Raw genomic sequence first — 20,668 nt, forward strand, 5'->3', positions numbered from 1 at the left:
AATAAAAAAATTGTAATATGAATGTTACTCCAAAAGATTTCACGCTTCATTCTTTATTGAACGTGCCAACAGAACAGTTCAAAGTACCATCCTATCAAAGACGTTATGCATGGAAATACCCTCAGCATAGAGCCTTAATTGAAGATATAGATATGCTTTTGCCTGGAGATGGTCATCTTTTTGGTATGCTCATTCTTCATACCGGGTACTATCATGGCGGTACCAATACAGTAGATGTGGTTGATGGTCAACAAAGATTGACCACAATTACAATTCTACTTAAAGTTTTAATGAATAAATTTTTGTTTCTAAAAGATGAATACAGATCTAGTCAGGTTAGCCAGCTCATTTATTGTGGTGATCCAAAGTCTTCAAATAGACCAAAATTAGAATTAGGTGAATTAGATAATCCTGATTACTTAAATCTTTTGAAAGGTGACTTAGAAAAGGTGAAAAACAGGAATTTATTTGATGCTTATACATTTTTCGATGATTTTATTGAAGATGCAATCAAAGATGAAGGAGAAGTTTGGTTAGATACTTTTCTATCAAAGTTAATTCATACAGCAAAAATCATCCGTTTAGATGTAATGCAAGCCCAAGATGCATATAAGCTTTTTGAGACCATTAATAATAGAGGATTACAGCTTTCTGCCACAGATATTTTGAAGAATTTTATCCTTGGTCACGCAGCAAAAATTAGTGAAGATAAATTGAATGGAGCACGAGAAGTTTGGTCTGAATTGATAATTCAATTGGATGGGATTCCAACTGATGATTTTTTCAGACAATATGTGTGTGGTCTTTATACAAGAAAGATTTCAAGTTCAAAACTTGTTGAGGAATTTAAAAAAGATTACTTCAAGAAAGTTCAAGAAGTAGATAAACTTGGCGAGTTTCGATATAATTACGGAACTATAGAAACGGCTGAGTTCGATGATGATTCCGAGCTATATGATGAAATTTCTGAAAGTCATGATGAGCCAACAGAATATGATCATATAGAACGAATTGATATTTTAAATTACCTTAAATCTATTCTTAAAGCGGCTTCCTGTTATTCTAAAATTTGGAATCTAAAGTTTTCTGATAAAAAGATCAATCAAAGAATTGCAGACCTTCAAGATATTAGATCATTTCCTTCCTATATTTTTCTAATGCATTATCTCCAAATGGAGCTTCCTAAGAAGGATGTTTATAAGGTTTTAGATCTTATTGGGGTCACCATGCTAAGAAGACACGTAACTAGTCAAAGCACCGCTTATAATGATGATATCTTTGCTAAGCTTCTTAGGATATCATTTGATGATAATCATGTAGATGAAATCAAAGAAATTTTAAAAGAAGATACACCCTCTGATGATGAATTTCTTGATAACTTTCCAAGGCATGAATTAAAGCAACGAGTAATTGGGCGCGCTAGATATGTACTTACAAAAATTGAATATTTTTTAAGGAAAGGAACCACTGAAATTTCTATAAATGGCCCAGAAGATGTGCATGTTGAACATATTATTCCTCAGACAATAGACACCAAAACATCTAAGGCTGAATTTGGAGATTGGGAAAGTTATTTAGGTGAAAAGGCAAGAATAAATCATAAAAAATATGTCAATCGTATTGGAAACATGACTCTTCTTGCTAGCTCACTGAATATTTCTGCATCCAATAATCCTTTTGCAAAGAAAAAAGGTAGTTATAAGTCATCTGAATTGCTAATTACGAAAGAATTAGCTGAAATGAGGGATTTTAAGTTTTATCATATGGAAAAAAGAGGAAAAGAATTAGCTGAATTAGCTGTAAAAATCTGGAAATTATAATGACAGAATCCGCATTAATATCAAAAGTTTGGAATTTTGCCAATGTGCTCCGTGACGATGGGGTAGGTTATGGGGATTATTTGGAACAAATCACTTATCTCCTTTTCCTAAAGATGGCAGATGAAATGTCCAAGCCTCCATATTCCAAAAACATTCAATTTCCACGCATCAAAGACACAGAAGGGAAAGAAATTCCTGATGGTGATTACTGCAATTGGGAGACCCTCTCCAAAAAACGAGGGGCTGAATTGGAAGCTTATTACGCACAGATGCTGCGCTCTTTGGGTACTGAAAGGGGGATTCTAGGACAGATTTTCACCAAGTCGCAAAATAAAATTCAAGACCCTGCCAAGTTACTTCGAGTGATTGACATGATTGCTAAGGAAAACTGGACATTGGTTGGTGCGGATATTAAGGGTGATATCTACGAGGGGCTTTTGGAAAAGAATGCCGCCGATACCAAATCTGGTGCTGGACAATACTTTACACCAAGGGCGCTAATCAGAGCAATGGTGGAATGTCTTGCCCCCAAGCCTGGAAAGACGATACATGATCCAAGTTGCGGCACTGGAGGATTCTTTTTGGCTGCTTATGATTACATCACCTCACATCATCAGCTGGACAGGGATCAGAAGCACTTTCTGAAAAACAGCACTTTTTCAGGAAATGAAATTGTAGCTAGTACCAGAAGACTTTGTCTCATGAATATGTTTCTACATAGTATTGGGGAAATTGATGGAGATACTTTCATTTCACCTAATGACGCTCTGATCGCTGACGAGGGCTTTAGAGTAGATTATGTTTTGGCCAATCCTCCTTTTGGTAAAAAAAGCTCCATGACCATCACCAATGAGGAAGGGGAACAGGAAAAGCAAGATCTCAGCTACAACCGCCAAGATTTTTGGGCAAGCACATCAAACAAGCAGCTTAATTTCCTACAACATATCCGTACTTTACTCAAGGTTAATGGTGAAGCTGCGGTGGTTTTGCCAGATAATGTCCTTTTTGAAGGGGGCGCGGGAGAGACGGTTAGAAAAGAATTGCTTAAGACAACCGAATTGCACACCATTCTCAGGCTTCCAACAGGAATTTTCTATGCAAATGGAGTAAAGGCAAATGTGCTCTTCTTTGACAACAAACCCGCATCCAAAGAGGCTTGGACTAAGGAAGTTTGGATATTTGATTACCGAACCAATATTCACCATACGCTTAAGAAAGGCACGATGAAATTGGAGGATTTGGAAGATTTCATCAAATGCTACAATCCATCTAATAGAAATAAGAGAACAGAAACCTATTCCGATTCCAGCCCTGATGGAAGATGGAGAAAATTTAGCTATGAAGAAATTATTGCCCGAGACAAAACCAATTTGGATATCTTCTGGCTAAAGGACAAGAGTTTAGCCGATTTAGATAATCTTCCTGACCCAGATGTACTAGCAGAAGAAATCATTGAAGATGTAGAAGCTGCATTAGATGGGTTTAGAGGAATTATGGGGATATTGAATAAAGCATAGGTTCGTTACAGGAAATTTTATCTGTCTAGACCAATTAAATAAGATAAATCACAAGAATAAGCGATTCCCTTAACCTCACAATCGCTTATTCTCAAATCTCCCTCTCACTAGTACCAAAGTAGGTACCAAAGTAGCATCAAAGTAGTATCAAAGCTGGGGTAAAGTAGGGGATAGTTAGACCCCGTGACTAGACCCCGTAATTTTTAATGATGATTTTCCTGTTATTCAGAATTGAAAATGATGATATAGAGGATAGCGTATTAATGCTTTTTTGTAAAATAAAAATAATACAATTTAATATAAAATATTCATATTTATACTGAAAAATACCCCACTTTTACCCGTCTGTGTGCCGACCGTCTCCCGACCGTGTCCCGTATCCCTCCCGACCATTCGCCGACTTTTGGCGAAAAACCAAGAAAACATATAATTATTCCAATAATATAACTTTTCTAAGACAACTTTTTGATGATCAGTACAATTTCTTTTTCATTGTACAAAGTAAGCTGTGCCAAGTACAAAGATAAAGTACTCCCCGAATAACAGGATATCCAATACAAAAAATGAAATTCAACTCCTTAGGAGTTGTTTGTGACCGTTCTTGTCATTCTATTTTCCCCGCATTGCGATGCGGTGTTCCACCAAAGGTGGACAGGTAATCGAGGTTCATTCCCATTCGGGAATGAGAGATCCTCACTTAAAATAATAATCCCCTCGCTGATTCTTATCTACAATAAATCACATCTCAAAAAAATCAATTCTTTAAAACCCATTTAACTGCGTTCCCTTATAAAATTTAACGATTAACAATACTGCAACATATAAACCTAATCAATCGCACAATTTCATTATTATTCCTTTAATAACTTCCTCTGTGAAGCTCGGTGACTTCTCTGCGATACTCGGTGCAATAAAAAATCACTATACCTTTTTAACCAATCACCCAATCAACTATTCCACCCAATCAACTATTCCACTCAATCATCTATTCCCCCCAATCACTTATTCCACCAATTAACTATTCCCCCAATCACCTATTCCCCTCAATTAACCTGACCATTTCTCACATCTCAAATCTCATATCTAACATCATTCTCTTATATTTGTCCAAAGGTCTTTTTTGAATGACCCATATTTGAAATTGATAAAACAATAGATTTTTGGAAAGCTTATTCGGTGATACTTACGAACCTCAAGATGAAAAATCACGGCTCTATGCGGATGTGATTTTGCCTGTGCCTATTCCCAAAATGTTTACCTACAAGATTCCTCGAAGTCTTGCTGAGGAAATTGGAATTGGATATCGGGTGATGGTTCAGTTTGGATCTAAAAAGGTTCTTACGGGCATCATAGGCAAGGTACACCAAAAGCCTCCTAAGGAATATGAAGCCAAGCCTATCTTAGATGTGTTGGATACCTACGCCATGGTCAATCCACTGCAAATCAAGTTTTGGGCATGGATGGCTGAATATTATTGTTGCCACATCGGAGAAGCAATGAATGCGGCTTTGCCTTCAGGATTGAAGTTGAGCAGTGAAAGTAAAATCCAACTCAATCCAGCTTATGATTCGGAAACGTCGATGTATCCCCTTGACGCAAGAGAAGAAGTGATTTTACAGGCTTTGGCAAGTCAAGAGGAACTGACTTATGAAGATTGCGAGCGCCTGTTGGGAGTCAAAAGCATTCACGGTATCATCAAAAGTTTGGTGATCAAGGAAGCAATTCTTGTTTTTGAAAAAGTGAAAGATAAGTATTCCCCTAAAGTGGAAACGAGAATTAGGCTCACCCAGGAATATGCAGGGGACAAAAAGGCTTTGGAGAAACTTTTTCAAGAAATAGCTTCCAAACCTAAGCAAGAGGAGGTTTTGCTAAAATATCTACAAGAAATCCCTGTTTACCAAAAACCTGAGTTAAACCTGAAAGGCTTGGACAAAAAAGCATTTACTGAAGCTGGACTGTCATTAAGCTCACTCAAAACTTTGATGAAAAACAATGTTTTGGAGGAATACAAGCTAATTGTAAGCCGTTTCGAAGAAGTCACTGAAAGCAAAGATGAGATTGTGCTTTCAGAGGAACAAACTACTGCAATAAATCAAATCAAGGAATATTTTGAAGAAAAACATGTGGCTTTGCTTCATGGAATCACAGGAAGCGGAAAGACGGAAATCTACATTCAGTTGATCAAAGAGGCTTTAGAAAGTGGAAGTCAAGTACTGTTACTACTTCCGGAGATCGCCTTGACAACACACCTTGTGGGGAGATTAAAGAAAGTCTTTGGAAGCAAAATGGGTGTTTACCATTCTAAGTTCTCTGACAACGAGCGTGTGGAGGTTTGGAATGGCGTCATTAGTGGGAAGTTTCCGCTGGTGATTGGTGTCAGATCATCTATTTTTCTTCCTTTCGACAGCTTGGGTTTGGTGATTGTGGATGAAGAACACGAAGCGTCTTTCAAGCAATATGATCCAGCACCAAGATTTCAAGCTCGTGATGCAGCGATTATGCTAGCATGGCTGCATCAAGCAAAGACGCTTTTGGGCTCTGCTACGCCATCTTTTGAGAGTTTTTATAATGCACGAACAAATAAATACGGTTATGTGCAATTAGATAGGCGGTATGGAGAGGCACAATTGCCTGCTTATCATATTGCTGATATTCTCAAAGACAAAAAGAAGAACCTGCTCAAATTGGAAATGACTCGTCTGATGCGCGAGAAAATTCAAGAAGCTTTGAATAATCAAGAACAGGTTTTGATTTTCCAAAATAGAAGAGGGTATTCACCTTATCTAGTTTGTGAAGACTGTGGTGTTTCACCAGAATGTGAGCATTGTGATGTTACCTTGACTTACCATCAATTCGCTGAAGAATTGCGGTGTCATTATTGTGGTTTTAAGGAGAAAGTACCCAAAGCTTGCCATGCTTGTGGCAGTGTGAAGCTCGTGGCAGTTGGTCTTGGGACTGAGAGGATAGAAGAAAGTCTTACGCTTTTGTTTCCCGAGGCGCGAGTAGCACGGATGGATTTGGATACCACCAGGAGCAAATATGGCTATCAAAGGCTGTTGGAAGAATTTGGTGCTGGAAATATCGATATTCTGGTTGGCACACAGATGATTACCAAAGGTCTGGACTTTGAAAAAGTAACTGTTGTGGGCATATTGGATGCGGACAGGATTTTGTTTTTCCCAGATTTTAGAGCTGGAGAAAGAGCTTTTCAGCAAATTACACAAGTAGCAGGAAGGGCAGGGAGAAGGGAAAAGAAAGGAACTGTCATTGTGCAGACAAGGCAGCCCGACCATCATATTTATGAGAAAATCGTCAACGGAAACTACAAGAAGTTTTATATCGAAGACATGACCGAGAGACAAAAGTTCTACTATCCACCTTTTGTCAAATTGATCAAAATTTCGAGTCGCCATAAAGATAAAAATCTTGTAGAAAAGGCTGCACGATACTTGCATAATTTATTGAATGATATTCAAGTCAAAAAAATCATGCTTGGTCCAGAAAAGGCTCTGATAGGAAAAATTAAAAATCAATACATCTTCGAAAGCCTAGTCAAACTAGACAAATCAGGAAATGCCCAAGCGGTCTTCAAACATGATTTGCAGCTGATTTTAGAAGAAATTTACGCCAACAAAGAATTTAGGAGTGTGCGGGTGGTTGTGGATGTTGATCCTTACTAGGAGGTTATAAAGTTGTAAGGTTGTGGACATAGCAAGTTCTAGTTTAGTAAATGTCTCTCGCTAAGAACGCCGAGGTGCAAAGTCCGCAAAAGTTGAGGTCTCAAATCTGATATCATTCTGTATTTACTTGATATATTTTTTGAATTTGATTTGATGAAACTCAACCCTGAAAAGGTTGAAAAAAACGAATTTTAATCATCTTTTCAAATTTCCCGAATTGCGATGCGGGGCTCCGCCACGGCTAAGTTAATCGAGGTTAAATCACTTCGTGATTTTGAGACTTCAAACCTTCTCACATGTAATTAATGACTTTAATGCTTCTTGAGTCTTATGTCTTACATCTCACGTCTCAAGTCTCACATCTCACGTCTCAAATCTTACGTCTCGTGTCTCACGTCTCAAATCTCACGTCTATACCTTTTCCTCAGCGCAACTCTGCACCTTTGAATCCTTTGCGAGAGCCTCCTAAATCTAAAATCTACCCTCTAAAATCTACAATCCCCTCAAAAAATCCCTAAACTCCTCCGTATCAAAATTACTCATTCCTTCTTGATAGAAAACAATTTTCCCTTCAGGATTAATAACAAGTGTGGTGGGGATGGATTGAGATTGAAGGGAATTGTTGAGACCATGACTCGCATGCACGATTGGGAAACTCCAACCTTTGTCATCCACAAGCTTCTTGCTTTTTTCAAAGTCCTTGTCTAGCGCAATCATCAAAAATTCTAAATTTTCAGAGTCTTTGACTTTCTTATACATTTCAGAAATATGTGGCATTTCTGCTCGGCAGGGAGGACACCAAGTTGCCCAAAGGTTGATAAAAACAGTCTTTCCTCTATAGGCTTCCAAATCTATAATAGATCCTTCGGGAGTAGTGAATGTTCCTCTATAGTCAAAATCCAAGTTCTCCTTGTTGACCAAAGTGATTTTGGGCTTGATTAATCCTGTAGAAAGCAAAACAGATTGAATGCCACCCATGATTGGTGTCATCAACCCAGTAAAATAAAGAAAAGCAAAAACGGAAAGCATTAATCCCCAGCTTTTCAATTCTTTTTTCCAATCAAATTTATTAGCCATAATTTTTTAATAGTTAATGATTATCAGATAATCAGTTATCAGTGTACAAAATAACAAACCTAGTTTTTACAAATAATAAAGATCAACAATTATATTTTTTCTCTGTTTGCGCTTCTTTTACCTCGTAAAAACAATCAATTCAAATCATTTCTATCAACAGTGGACCATCGACTGTTGTCCGTTGACAATTTGACCTTGCCTATATATTTACAAAACATTCTTTGAACATTTTCCCATAAATTCAGAACGTAAATTTACCCACACATTTCCAATACCTTAGTGACCATTGACACAATAAGTGTGGATTCTTTTTAGATTACATGGCTTAATAACATAAATTGCGAACCATAATTGAATAAGAATTTTGGGTATGAATATAGATCATTATTTGAAAATAGCTGGAGAGCTCAACATCAAACTTAAACAGGTAACGGATACAATTGCTTTGTTAGACGAGGGGGCGACAGTGCCTTTTATTTCCCGATATAGAAAAGAGGTGACAGGGAGTCTGGACGAAGTACAAGTTGCTGCAATTCGAGACAGAACACAGCAGTTGAGGGACTTGGATAAAAGGAGGGAAGCAATCCTCAAATCAATCAAGGAACAAGGTAAACTCACAGAAGAGCTTGAAAAGAAAATCAATGCAGCGGAGACCATGTCATTGTTGGAAGATTTGTATTTACCATATAAACCTAAAAGAAGGACCAAAGCAACAATCGCTAAGGAAAAAGGTCTTGAGCCTCTAGCAACCTTAATCTTTGAACAGCAATCAATCGATCTTGATGCAGAAGCTGGGAAGTATGTAGATGATAGTAAAGAAGTTCCCTCCATAGAAGAAGCACTTCAAGGTGCAAGGGATATCATCGCAGAATGGATCAATGAGAATGTGGAATTAAGAAAAAAAATGCGTGATCTCTTTATCAATGAAGGGACATTTGTTTCTAAAGTTTTACCAGGAAAAGAAGCTGAGGCGATCAAATATAAGGACTATTTCGATTGGTCAGAACCAGTAAAAACAGCGCCTTCACATCGAGTGTTGGCCATGAGAAGGGGAGAGAAAGAACTTTTCTTGATGTTGGATTCTTGTCCTGAGGAATTGTCTGCCATTGCTTTGATGGAGAAAATGATTTTGGAAGATGCAGCAAACACCTCTGTTGAGCAAGTGCGTTTGGCGATTAGGGATTGTTATAAAAGACTCTTAAAGCCTTCAATGGAAACAGAGGTTAGACTATTTACCAAAAAGAAAGCAGATGAAGATGCGATCAAAGTTTTTGCGGAGAATTTGAGACAACTTTTGCTTGCAGCACCTTTGGGAGAAAAATCAGTGATGGCCATTGATCCTGGTTTTAGGACAGGTTGCAAGACGGTTTGCTTAGGTCCACAAGGACAATTACTAAGTTTTGATGCCATCTATCCTAATGAACCCCAAAGACGTACAGCTGAATCAGCAGCAACAATCAAACATTTGGTTGAAAAACACCAAATTCAAGCTATTGCTATTGGTAATGGAACCGCAAGTCGCGAAACCGAAGCTTTTGTAAAAGCCATAGGATTACCAAAAAGTGTCATCGTCACGATGGTCAATGAAAGTGGAGCTTCCATCTATTCAGCTTCAGATGTGGCGAGAGAAGAGTTTCCTGATCAGGATTTGACCGTCAGGGGAGCAGTTTCGATTGGTCGAAGATTGATGGATCCTTTGGCAGAATTGGTTAAAATCGATGCCAAATCCATCGGAGTAGGACAGTATCAGCACGATGTAGATCAAGCTGCTTTGAAAAATTCTTTGGATGATACAGTCATGAGTTGTGTGAATGGTGTCGGTGTAGAAATCAACACAGCTTCAAAACAATTGTTGACCTATGTCTCTGGTTTGGGGCCTGTATTGGCACAGAATATTGTGGCATATCGAACAGAAAATGGGCCATTCAAAAGCAGGTCAGAAATCAAGAAAGTCCCAAGATTGGGTGAGAAAGCTTACGAGCAAGCAGCAGGATTCTTGAGAATCAGAAATGCCAAAAACCCATTGGATTCCTCAGCAGTGCATCCCGAAAGATATGAATTGGTTGAAAAAATGGCCAAAGATATTGGTGTAAAGCTTACTGATTTGATGAGTTCGGAGGAATTGAGATCAAAAATTATTTTGAAAAACTATGTTTCTGAGACAGTGGGTTTACCTACACTTCAGGATATCATGGAAGAACTCTCGAAACCCGGACGTGACCCAAGAGAAGGATTTGAATTATTCAGTTTTCAGGAAGGTGTGAATGAAATGAAAGACTTGAAAGTCGGCATGAAGCTGCCTGGAATCATCACGAATATCACTAAGTTTGGTGCATTTGTAGATATCGGGGTTCATCAAGATGGCTTGGTGCATTTGAGCCATTTGGCAGACAAATTCATCAATGATCCCAACGAAGTGGTGACTGTAAACCAAAAAGTGGAGGTCACTGTGATGGAAGTCGATATTCAGAGGAAGCGAATAGGTTTGAGTATGAAGTCTGACCCTTTTGCCGAGCGAGGAAAGATCAAATCAAAAGATAAAAAGGAAGATCCAAAAGAAGCAGAAGGAGATTTAGCAGCGAAGTTGGCCATGCTCAAATGAAAATTTAGATAAATGATTATTCGAAATGACACCAATAGGTGAATATATCAAAGATAATTATGAGAATAATCGTCAACAGTCATCTGACCACAGCTGATTGAAATGAACTTCAAAAAATATCCTAAGTAGCAACTGCTGTGAAAGCGGATATAAATTAGATAATTCTAAAAGCCTTCAAAACAGCTGTTTTGAAGGCTTTTTTTTGAGACACTTCAGCTTTTTACAAAAGAGAAACTCCTTTTATCTAATAAAACATAATGTTGTTTACACTTTTATAGCTTTATACTCTTCGTTTTATACTCCTAATCAAAAACCCAGTTCCTCGATTCCATACTTGTCTACTAGGATGGAATTAACAAATAACTCAATCAACCTTTCCACTTTATAACCAGTACGGACAATTATCTCATCAACCACAGCGAACAAGTATCTTGTATCTCACGTCTCATTCTATTTTTAGGACAAATACTGTCATTATAAGGTTTATTTAATAAACATATAGATGTTATTTAAAATAACATTATTATCTTAGCTCTTGTTAAATCAATAAAGCTATGGAAGACATCACAAAAATCAGCCTCACACAAAAGACCTTACCATCAGGGAATTGTCAAGTAAAATTTTTTATTGAAGATGAGCAAAAGCCACAGTACGGATATTTGTTGGTCAATGAACCAAAATCTGTAGGAGAAATCTTGGAAGAAATCAAAAGTAGGATGGAGCAGCGCAGAATGGCAAATCCATTTTCAGTAAAGCAGCCGCTCAAAGACGATCATAATTTCTATCTTTATTCAGCTTAATCTTACCGCTTATGTTCTTGTCTAAAAACATCAAATTCCTGCGTACGTCCCAAAATATCACGCAAGCTGAACTTTGCGAGAAACTCGGTGTGCAGCGAACAATGATCTCTGCATATGAAGATGGTCGTTCGGAGCCGAAATTAGCTTCCTTGACCGTGATTGCAGAATTATTTGATGTGACTATGGACGAATTGCTTTATCATGATATTCAGGAAAATGGGAGGAAGGCTGTGCAGAATAGGTCAACTAAGATTCTTACAATTGCTGTCAATGAAGATGATCAAGAAAATATTACCATGGTAGGGCAAAAAGCCTCGGCAGGCTACCTCAATGGTTTTGCAGATCCAGAATACATGGAATCATTGCCTCAATTCAGATTACCAAATCTATCAACAAATCAAACTTACAGAGCATTTGAGATTGCTGGCGATAGTATGTTGCCCTTGGTGCCAGGAACTTTAATTATAGGTGGATATGTAGAGCAATTGAAGGATATCAAAAGTGGCAAGACATATATTTTGGTCACTACAACAGAAGGGGTAGTTTACAAACGTGTTTTTAACTACCTGTCTGAAAATGGCAAATTATTTTTAGTATCGGACAACGAACATTACAAACCTTATGAAATAAAAGGCGAGGATGTAATGGAAGTATGGGAAGCACGAGCATTTATCAGCACAGATTTCCCCAATCCCAAAGACCGAAATAACCCCATCACCAATGAAGATCTTTCCAAAATGATTTTAGATCTGAAAACTGAAATTGTTAAGATGAAAAAAAGCTGACACCATTCCTAATGCTGTTTATACTGGGTTCTCATTCATATAATTTGTACTTTTAGGAACTATGGAAACAATAGATAAAATTAAGGATCAATTGATAGAAAAGATACTTTTGATCAAAAATGAGACATTCTTGAAAGAATTGGATATTTTTTTATCCAATACCGCTAGTTCTGATGAAAAAATCATTTTTTCAGATGTACAAAAAGAATTGTTAAGAATGAGTTTTCAGGATATTGAGGAAGGGAAAGCTATCTCCCATGAAGAACTTGAAATAAAAGTTAATACATGGTTAGAAAGAAAAAGCTAACAGTTATTTGGGCTCGAACAGCTGAAGATCAACTTTTTAATATACTAGAATACTGGACGGATAGAAATAAGTCGGATAAATTCTCTAAACAGATTTTCAATAAAATTAGTAACAAAGTAGACTAATTAGTAAAAAATCCCTTTGCTTCAAAAGCAACGGAAATAGAGAATGTAAGACTTGTTTTTGTTAATCGGTTTTCGTTAGTTTTTGAAATGGAAGATCAATATTTAAAAATACTTGCGATATGGGATCAAAGTCAAGATTTTGATAATTTGTTGCAGAAACTTAAAGAGATGAAGAAATAAAAAAAGCCAACTTTCGCTGGCTTTTTTCTTTTATCTGTAAACAAGGTGGATTAATTTTCAATCTCTCCTTTTTCTGCTTTTTCTACCAATTCGTCATTGGCAGTAATCAAAATCTCAACTCTTCGATTTTTGGCTCTCCCTTCGTCAGTTTCATTTGTCGCTACTGGTTTGTCAAAAGAATACCCTATGGTTACCATTCTGGTATCGTCGATACCTTGCATTTTTAAGTAGTTTTTTACTGATGCAGCTCTTCTTTCAGATAATCCTAAGTTATATTCATAAGCACCTCTATTATCTGTATGACCTTCGATTGAAAGATCTGTATCAGGATATTCTTTCAAAATTTCAGCAAACTTCATGATATTTTCTTGTGCTTCTGGAGTCAATGAATAGGAATCAAAACCAAATAAAATCCCTGAATCGAAAGTTAGCTTAATAGATTCTCCAACCCTCTCTACTTCAGCATCTTTTACTTCATCTTCGATTTTTTTAGCTTGCTTATCCATATAAATACCAATAGCAGCACCGGCTGCTCCACCAACCACTGCACCTATTGCTGCACCTTTACCAGCTTGGCCACTTTTATTTCCAATGACAGCACCTATCGCGCCACCCGTACCACCGCCGATTGCAACTCCCTTTTCAGTATTGTTCCAGCTAGCACAGCTAAACAAAAATACCGTACCCAAGATTTGAGCAAAAATACTTTTAATCGATTTTAGATTTTTCATAATATATAATAGTTGGTTATAGTTTTAAAAATCCTTCCTTGATTTTCGAAACGGCATCATAAGAAGAATCAATGTTATAGATACCTTTCCCAAATTCATGCCAAAAACCATCACCGCAGTCTATGTAAGTTCCTCTTTTACTTGGTTTGCCTTCCCTAGCCTTGTCATAGTCATAATCAGGTAAAAAAACATAGGATAATAATTCTTTTGTTTTTTCCCAATTCAGTTCTTTCTCCTTCCCATTGATAGTCGCGAGCGCTTTTCTAATAGAAAATTTCATGGTCAAAGCAATTTCCAAAGTTTCTTCATGATCGATCTTAAGAAAATTAATGATCAAAGGGGCTTCTTTTTTACTCGTTTCATAAATGGCCTGAATGATTTCCTGTGCCATATATTGCCATTCCTCTTGATTTAAAGGGACTGTTCTTGTGATTTTACCATGTAGGTCTTTTGCCAGCAGCCTTAGACCTCCTTCTTCTTCATCTAGTTTCTTGTTTGACCATTTTGAGGAAGCGTATAATGATTTCAAAGGTTTTTCCCATGCTTGATGTAATTCACCCACATAGTTATAATTGTCTTCTAAAGAAAAACCCTCATCCAATATCTCTTCATCACTCAAATCTTCTCGATGTGTGTATTCTAGATCAAGCTGTGTATTGAGAAAAGTTTTTTCAAAACTGATTTTCAGTTTAAAAATATGACTAAAAGGAGGAGGGGTACTCCCAGAGTCAAAATCTATTTCAATTCTCGTTAGGTCTTCTGTTTTTAAATGCATTTTCTGTAAGGTTAAATAGGAATTGGTTGATTAGGTTATCGGGTTGAAATAGTGGTTATAAATTCTTTAACCAGTTACTTGATTTCTAATTTCTTTATGATTAATAGTATTGTTAGCTTTTATTTTATCTAGTCTCGAGTCTATTGTCTCATATCTATTCCCCATCAAAAGTTTTAGAAGAATTAGCAACCATCCGATTGATTTCTTCCATCTCTGATTTGCTCAAATCCCGCCAAACTCCCACAGGAATATCAAGATGTACGTTCATAATTCGAACACGCTTAAGTCTTGTAACCTCGTAACCCAAATACTCACACATTCTACGAATCTGTCTGTTGAGGCCTTGGGTAAGGATAATATTGAACTTATTTTTTCCGATTTTTTTCACTTCACACTTTTTGGTAATCGTGTCTAAAATTGGAACTCCATTTCTCATCTTTTCCAAAAACTCAAAAGTAATTGGCTTATTGACAGTGACGATATATTCTTTTTCGTGATTATTTCCCGCTCTTAGGATTTTATTGACGATATCTCCATCACTGGTCAAGAAAATAAGCCCTTCGCTTGGCTTGTCTAATCTTCCGATTGGAAATATTCTTTTAGGATGATTGATGTATTCTATGATATTATCCTTTTCTGCTTTGATATCAGTTGTACAGACTATTCCCACAGGTTTATTGAATGCGATATATACAAAATCATCTTTTGGAGGACTGATCAATTTTCCATCAACCCGAACTTCATCACCTGGAAAAACCTTCGTTCCCATCTCAGGAACTTTGTCATTGATGGTTACTTTTCCTTGTTCGATTAGTTTGTCAGCACCTCTTCTGGAGCAAAAACCCACTTCACTGAGATATTTGTTGACTCTTGTAGCTTGCGATTCATCCATTGATACAAATTTAGACCTAATTTTTGCATATTCTGAATCTTTAATTAAGAATCCATCATCTCAATATATTTCAAATAAGAATTGATATCTCATCTTTAAGCTTATCAAGAATTCTTACCATTTGCATCATTTCCTTTTGTTTGATTCTCATAGTTTTTAAATTAATTCTTAATAAATCACAAAATAACGCACTATGGAAAACAAGAATTTTAAGTCCGTCGGAATTTGGTTGGATCAGTCCAAAGCCCATTTTATAGGTTTCGAAGAAGGTGAGGCTATGTTTATAGAAACACTCATTTCCCCCCACGAAAGAATAAAGCGTGAGGAAGGCGAAGAGAATGATACTTCAAGGTTTTCTTCAAATCCGAATCACCTCTCTAATAACGAGTACAGAAAAAACAACATCACCCAAAATGAACTCAATGAATATTATAAAATGCTAGTAGATAAAATAGGGAAGTTCGATGATATCCTTCTTTTTGGTCCTGGAAAGGCTAAGGAACAATTCAAGAATAGAATATCAGAAAACAAATCATTGAATGGCAAATGGGTTTCAGTCCAAAATGCAGACAAAATGACTGACAATCAACTTTTAGCTTTTGTAAGAGAGTTTTATAAAAGCTGAAAATCACGGCTGATAAAGCCTTCGCGACCATTGAAAGGTGTTTTTTTATGCTCGCGAAGGCTTATCGAGTATCGATTATTTAATTATTCAATTTTTAAATTTAATATACTTCCCCAGATCATCATGTAGTATATCCCTCAATTCCTTTTCATTCTCTTTGCTTGTTTCGGTAAACATAAACCCAAATACTCCAAATTCAGTGGATCATGAAGTTGATTGATGACTTCCTCCGAACTGTAATACCAGCGGTCACTGACATCTTTTTCGGAGATAAAGACATGATGAAGGATATTTAGGATAACAGGATCGCCATTTTTGTCGAAATAGCAATCAAAAGCATATTCTTCCCCTCGAATATATTCCTCCAATTGAAAATCAGAAACAAATGGGTAATCTAATAAAATCATAAGGGTGAATTTTCCTGTAAAGGTAATATTATCTCAATTTAATATTGATGTGTTTTACATCTTTGGTAAGTTTAAAAGCGGCTTTTTCAAAACTTGGGGCACCTACAAGACTCGCTGCATTGTTTGAAAAACCATAGCCATCTTTAGGGATTCCAAACGTATTTGTTCTCAGTTTCCCCGTATTTTGGCTGTCGTGAAAAAGTGAAATGGCATAAGTCCCATTTGGTAGATTTTTGAAGGTGTGAGTGGCTGTATTATTAAGGATTTTAATCGACGCATTTTGAAAAGCCAGTTTAGGTTGATCTGGGAAACCCTCAGGTCCTTGAAAAAGCAATACTCTAATCACCCCATTTGAATTGGGAATGTTGTTGACCGTTAAAGTAAGTTCTTGATGATCATTTGAAGTGTTAGTTCCAAACATAAGAAAAAGAGTCAGCAATAAATTCAAAAGCATATTTGAGAAGTTTTTGTTCGGTTAATTTTTCCTGAGTCAGTTTTGACAAATTCAGGTAAGAAATAGATGTTTTTCGGACAATGGTATTTTTGTAAGTTTTCTTTAAGATTAGTTAGCAATTCTTGCGCCTTTTTTTCCTCTTTTGAGGAGGTCTCAATAAATAAAACTACCTTTTCTCCCAACTTTTGATCTTTTTGTCCAATGACAAAAAATGAAACATTTCCATAAATCGGGTGGATATACTTACCCAATTGAGCTTCTAAACTTTCCGCTTGGATTTTTATCCCGCCTGAATTGATAGTAAAATCAGCTCTCCCAATCCATTTAAAGGAATGCGTATCAATTAACTGAACTAAGTCATTTGTCTGCAAGCGTTTTTCCTTAGCCATTGGAGCTTCAACCCATAATCTATTTTCATCATCAGTTCCAATTCTTACGTCAGGTAGTGTTCTATAGACTAATTCGCTCCCCTCAATTTTTGCTAAAGCAATATGGGAAACGGTCTCAGTCATGCCATAAGTTTGATAGGCATTGATTTTTGATTGAATGATTCTATCAATCAAATCAGCTGAAGAAGGGGCTCCTCCAATGATAAGGATTTTGATGTTGGAGAGTTTTTTAGCAGTTTCTTTATCAGAGAGACAGGCTTCTATTTGCATTGGAACCATGGCACAGAAATCAATTTTTTGATTTTCATCAAAAAGTAAAAGTGGATTCACCTCGGGTTTGGTCAAATAAATATTCGCATTCCATTTCATCCCTCTGACCAGCATCATTTTGCCACCGATCATGCGAGTATTCAGACAAACCAAGAGTTTTGAATCAGGTTCAATTTTGAAAAAAGATTGAGTAGCAAGGGCTGAAACTTCCATTTGAGATCTGCTGATATTGATTTTTTTCGGAGTTCCTGTAGATCCTGAAGTTTGGAGTTCGAATTCTTCCTGATCATTCAGCCAATTTTTACAAAAAGTGAAAGTTTGATCAATATAGTCGTCTTTAATAAACCAATTTCCAGTCTTTATTTGCTCAAATGTATAATTCTGATTGTTGTAGATGAAGCTGCCCATAATTTTTGATTGCCACAAGATAATGCCTTTCTCAAAATTCAACAAAATTCAAGCAAGCCTGTTATCTTGCATGAAAATAAAAAAAGGAAAAATCATGACTATCGATTGGATAACTGCAAAGGAATACGAAGATATCACTTACAAAAAATGTAACGGAGTAGCTAGAATTGCTTTTAATAGACCTGAGGTGCGAAATGCTTTTCGTCCAAAAACCACAAGTGAATTATATGACGCATTTTATGACGCGATGGAAGATACTTCTATAGGTGTAGTCCTTCTTTCTGGTGAAGGCCCTTCACCAAAGGATGGAGGTTATGCTTTTTGCTCAGGAGGAGATCAGCGTGCGAGAGGGCATCAGGGATATGTGGGTGAAGATGGCTATCACAGGTTAAATATCCTGGAAGTTCAGCGTTTGATCAGATTCATGCCAAAAGTGGTCATTGCTGTTGTACCAGGCTGGGCAGTAGGAGGAGGCCACTCTTTGCACGTAGTCTGTGATTTGACTTTAGCGAGTAAGGAACATGCGATTTTCAAGCAAACGGATGCTGATGTGACGAGCTTTGACGGTGGCTATGGATCTGCCTATTTGGCAAAAATGGTTGGTCAGAAAAGAGCGAGAGAAATATTTTTCTTAGGAAGAAACTACTCGGCACAGGAAGCTTATGAAATGGGTATGGTCAATGCGGTCATCCCTCACGATGAATTAGAAAATACAGCTTACGAATGGGCTCAGGAAATTTTAGCTAAGTCTCCAACTTCAATCAAAATGCTCAAATTTGCATTTAATCTTACAGATGATGGAATGGTAGGACAGCAAGTATTTGCTGGGGAAGCTACCCGTTTAGCTTATATGACAGATGAAGCCAAAGAAGGAAGAAATGCATTTTTGGAAAAAAGGAAACCGAATTTTAAAGATGTCAAATGGATTCCTTAGAATTTTAGATTTTAGAAGGTAGATTTTAATGGGAGGAAAATAGTTTGGCTAAAGCCATAAGCTAGCTTTATTGAACTCTAAAGGATGGGCTAAAGCACCATCCCAATTGATTAAATTGACTATTGATTAAAAAAAGATTTCTTCATTTCAATTGTCTCTCGCTTTAGCTGGAGGAAATATAAATTTCAAGATTCAAAAAGGGCTTTAGCCAAATCTAAAATCTAAACTCTACAATCTAAACTCAATCTTAAATCATAAACCCGTACTCATATGAAGCACTTCGAAACAGCTTACACAACCCATGACAATATTGAACTATACTTGCAAGCTTGGATGCCTGAAGAGCCCAAAGCGGCTGTATTGTTGGTCCATGGTTTAGGAGAACATAGTAGTAGGTACTTGCATTTTGCTGAGAGGTTGGTTCGAGAAGGAATTGCCGTATTCACTTTTGATGGAAGAGGTCATGGCAAATCATCCTTGCCGAAACCTAGCGCCTATTTTTCAAATTATGAAGATTATCTTAAAGATATCGATGCCTTATTTGGAAAGGTTAAATCATATTATAAAGGTTTACCCGCATTTATTTTTGGTCATAGTATGGGAGGCGGGCTCGTTTCGAAATATGTAATAGATTACCAACCTGATGCAGCAGGGGTTATCTTAAGTGCGGCAGCATTAAAACCAGCTGATAATATTTCTAAAATTTTGATCGCAATTTCCTCTTTAATCAGTAAGCTTGCTCCAAAACTCAAAGTGCTCAAATTAGATAGTAAACTTATTTCTCACGATCTTGAAGAGGTAAGAAAGTATGATGAAGATCCTTTGGTCTATTCTGATGCGATACCTGCCCGAACTGGCTATGAACTCTTGAGAATGATGCGAGAAATTGGAGAAAAATCAAATCAATTTAAAGCTCCTGTTTTAATTCTCCATGGCTCTGATGATCAGCTCACAAACCCGCTTGGTAGCGACATGCTTTACAAAAATGCACGAGTGGAAGATAAAACATTATTAAAATACCCTAACCTTTATCATGAATTACTCAATGAAATAGAAAAAGAGTCTATTATGAATGATATTGTGAATTGGGTCAAAGAAAGAATTTAATAACTACTCTTCCTTTTGCTGTTCAGTTGCTTTTGTAATTTCTCTAATTTTCTCGTCTAGCTTTTCTGCTTCTACAATTATGCCTGCAAAAAAATCATTGATTTGATTTGTATCTAAAGTTCCTCTTTCTTCTTTTAAGACTTGAACAAGCCCCATTAGATTAGCTAATGGTCTTCTGACTTCATGGGATTGAACCCATGCTATTTTTTTTAATTTATTGTATTGAATTTCAATTTCCTCTTGATTTTTCTTTGATTCTGTAATGTCCTTGACCAATTGGCTGACACCAATTATTTCATTTTTGGTGTCATAGACAGGGTAAAGTGTAAACTCAAGCTATTTTTTCTTTTTACTTGAAACTTCAACTTCTTTTTCAAATTTTGATATTCCACCTTTTAGCGCTTTACTGAACAGATGATGAAATTCTCCCGCTATTTCCATAAAAATGAAGCTTCTAAAATCATCCCCTTCATTCATTGTTTTTTTATGCGCATCTAAGCAAAATTCTACAGCAACTTTGTTCATCGCCAAGACTTTAAAATTTCTATCAATTAAAACAATACAATCAGGTGTACTGTCTAATATAGCTTTTAGCTTGTTCTCAGAGTCTTGAAGTTTGATTTTCGACTTTTGATCCTTTGTATTTTCTCTAAAAATCACAAAGCTCCCGCCTTCTATAGGGACACTTATCCCATAAAAATAAAGATCTAAATCTTTGTTATATGCCTTGAAAGTACCGATTTGTTGATTTTTTGATGCTAAGTCAATTGTTTTCAGCATTTC

At 36.6% G+C, this 20,668-nt stretch carries 19 protein-coding genes; 10 read left to right on the forward strand and 9 right to left on the reverse strand.

The window, feature by feature from the left end:
* Positions 1–17 precede the first annotated feature (17 nt).
* The 3 genes from BELBA_RS11330 to priA all read left to right on the forward strand — a co-directional run bounded on the left by BELBA_RS11330 (position 18) and on the right by priA (position 7,017).
* Positions 18–1,820 (forward strand): DUF262 domain-containing protein, encoded by a 1,803-nt coding sequence (locus BELBA_RS11330; protein ID WP_014772835.1) that lies wholly within the window; start codon positions 18–20, stop codon positions 1,818–1,820.
* Positions 1,820–3,337 carry a class I SAM-dependent DNA methyltransferase gene (locus tag BELBA_RS11335; protein ID WP_014772836.1) on the forward strand — a complete coding sequence of 506 codons (1,518 nt, stop codon included), beginning with the start codon at positions 1,820–1,822 and terminating at the stop codon, positions 3,335–3,337. Before BELBA_RS11330 ends, BELBA_RS11335 begins: the two co-directional genes overlap by 1 nt.
* A 1,160-nt stretch (positions 3,338–4,497) precedes the next feature.
* Entirely contained in the window at positions 4,498–7,017 is a 2,520-nt protein-coding gene (gene priA, locus BELBA_RS11340; RefSeq protein WP_014772838.1) for a replication restart helicase PriA, read from the forward strand.
* Between the two features lie 492 nt (positions 7,018–7,509).
* Here priA and BELBA_RS11345 read toward each other — a convergent pair whose 3' ends face one another.
* On the reverse strand, positions 7,510–8,094 hold the full coding sequence (locus BELBA_RS11345; protein WP_014772839.1) for a TlpA family protein disulfide reductase: 585 nt from the start codon (positions 8,092–8,094) through the stop codon (positions 7,510–7,512).
* Positions 8,095–8,464: 370 nt separating this feature from the next.
* Here BELBA_RS11345 and BELBA_RS11350 point away from each other — a divergent pair, with 370 nt between their 5' ends.
* The 4 genes from BELBA_RS11350 to BELBA_RS11365 all read left to right on the forward strand — a co-directional run bounded on the left by BELBA_RS11350 (position 8,465) and on the right by BELBA_RS11365 (position 12,588).
* Positions 8,465–10,696, forward strand: coding sequence for a Tex family protein (locus BELBA_RS11350; protein WP_014772840.1), 2,232 nt, complete (start codon positions 8,465–8,467; stop codon positions 10,694–10,696).
* A gap of 554 nt (positions 10,697–11,250) precedes the next feature.
* Positions 11,251–11,496 carry a hypothetical protein gene (locus BELBA_RS11355; protein ID WP_014772841.1) on the forward strand — a complete coding sequence of 82 codons (246 nt, stop codon included), beginning with the start codon at positions 11,251–11,253 and terminating at the stop codon, positions 11,494–11,496.
* 11 nt (positions 11,497–11,507) lie between these two features.
* A complete protein-coding gene (locus tag BELBA_RS11360) occupies positions 11,508–12,281 on the forward strand; it encodes an XRE family transcriptional regulator (RefSeq protein ID WP_014772842.1) in 774 nt (257 codons plus the stop codon).
* Positions 12,282–12,342: 61 nt separating this feature from the next.
* Entirely contained in the window at positions 12,343–12,588 is a 246-nt protein-coding gene (locus tag BELBA_RS11365) for a hypothetical protein (RefSeq protein ID WP_014772843.1), read from the forward strand.
* A 355-nt stretch (positions 12,589–12,943) separates the two neighbouring features.
* On the opposite strand, the gene BELBA_RS11370 is transcribed toward BELBA_RS11365, so the two are convergent.
* The 3 genes from BELBA_RS11370 to rluF all read right to left on the reverse strand — a co-directional run bounded on the left by BELBA_RS11370 (position 12,944) and on the right by rluF (position 15,291).
* Positions 12,944–13,624 (reverse strand): YiaD family glycine zipper/OmpA-like lipoprotein, encoded by a 681-nt coding sequence (locus BELBA_RS11370; protein WP_014772844.1) that lies wholly within the window; start codon positions 13,622–13,624, stop codon positions 12,944–12,946.
* A 16-nt stretch (positions 13,625–13,640) separates the two neighbouring features.
* Positions 13,641–14,399 carry a hypothetical protein gene (locus BELBA_RS11375; RefSeq protein WP_014772845.1) on the reverse strand — a complete coding sequence of 253 codons (759 nt, stop codon included), beginning with the start codon at positions 14,397–14,399 and terminating at the stop codon, positions 13,641–13,643.
* Between the two features lie 154 nt (positions 14,400–14,553).
* Positions 14,554–15,291: a 23S rRNA pseudouridine(2604) synthase RluF gene (gene rluF, locus BELBA_RS11380; protein ID WP_014772846.1), complete on the reverse strand. Its 738-nt coding sequence runs from the start codon at positions 15,289–15,291 to the stop codon at positions 14,554–14,556.
* A gap of 193 nt (positions 15,292–15,484) precedes the next feature.
* On the opposite strand from rluF, the gene BELBA_RS11385 reads away from it, so the two are divergent.
* The gene (locus BELBA_RS11385; protein ID WP_014772847.1) at positions 15,485–15,916 is read left to right on the forward strand and encodes a hypothetical protein; all 432 of its coding nucleotides are present in this window, start codon (positions 15,485–15,487) and stop codon (positions 15,914–15,916) included.
* 137 nt (positions 15,917–16,053) lie between these two features.
* On the opposite strand, the gene BELBA_RS11390 is transcribed toward BELBA_RS11385, so the two are convergent.
* From BELBA_RS11390 to BELBA_RS11400, 3 genes are read right to left on the reverse strand one after another with little or no spacing between them, the layout of a single operon-like run.
* Positions 16,054–16,323: an ATP-grasp domain-containing protein gene (locus tag BELBA_RS11390; RefSeq protein ID WP_041779331.1), complete on the reverse strand. Its 270-nt coding sequence runs from the start codon at positions 16,321–16,323 to the stop codon at positions 16,054–16,056.
* 28 nt (positions 16,324–16,351) lie between these two features.
* Positions 16,352–16,744, reverse strand: coding sequence for a DUF2141 domain-containing protein (locus BELBA_RS11395; protein ID WP_245531055.1), 393 nt, complete (start codon positions 16,742–16,744; stop codon positions 16,352–16,354).
* A 23-nt stretch (positions 16,745–16,767) separates the two neighbouring features.
* Positions 16,768–17,844, reverse strand: a complete 1,077-nt coding sequence (locus tag BELBA_RS11400; protein ID WP_014772849.1) for an AMP-binding protein — start codon at positions 17,842–17,844, stop codon at positions 16,768–16,770.
* 94 nt (positions 17,845–17,938) lie between these two features.
* Here BELBA_RS11400 and BELBA_RS11405 point away from each other — a divergent pair, with 94 nt between their 5' ends.
* Complete coding sequence (locus BELBA_RS11405; protein ID WP_014772850.1) at positions 17,939–18,778, forward strand: 1,4-dihydroxy-2-naphthoyl-CoA synthase; 840 nt, start codon at positions 17,939–17,941, stop codon at positions 18,776–18,778.
* Between the two features lie 270 nt (positions 18,779–19,048).
* Positions 19,049–19,885: an alpha/beta hydrolase gene (locus tag BELBA_RS11410; RefSeq protein ID WP_014772851.1), complete on the forward strand. Its 837-nt coding sequence runs from the start codon at positions 19,049–19,051 to the stop codon at positions 19,883–19,885.
* Between the two features lie 3 nt (positions 19,886–19,888).
* Here BELBA_RS11410 and BELBA_RS11415 read toward each other — a convergent pair whose 3' ends face one another.
* Entirely contained in the window at positions 19,889–20,161 is a 273-nt protein-coding gene (locus tag BELBA_RS11415; RefSeq protein WP_041779332.1) for a histidine kinase dimerization/phospho-acceptor domain-containing protein, read from the reverse strand.
* A 60-nt stretch (positions 20,162–20,221) separates the two neighbouring features.
* The gene (locus BELBA_RS11420; protein ID WP_157466084.1) at positions 20,222–20,665 is read right to left on the reverse strand and encodes a PAS domain-containing protein; all 444 of its coding nucleotides are present in this window, start codon (positions 20,663–20,665) and stop codon (positions 20,222–20,224) included.
* Positions 20,666–20,668 lie beyond the last annotated feature (3 nt).

Source organism: Belliella baltica DSM 15883 (genome assembly GCF_000265405.1).
GTDB lineage: Bacteria > Bacteroidota > Bacteroidia > Cytophagales > Cyclobacteriaceae > Belliella > Belliella baltica.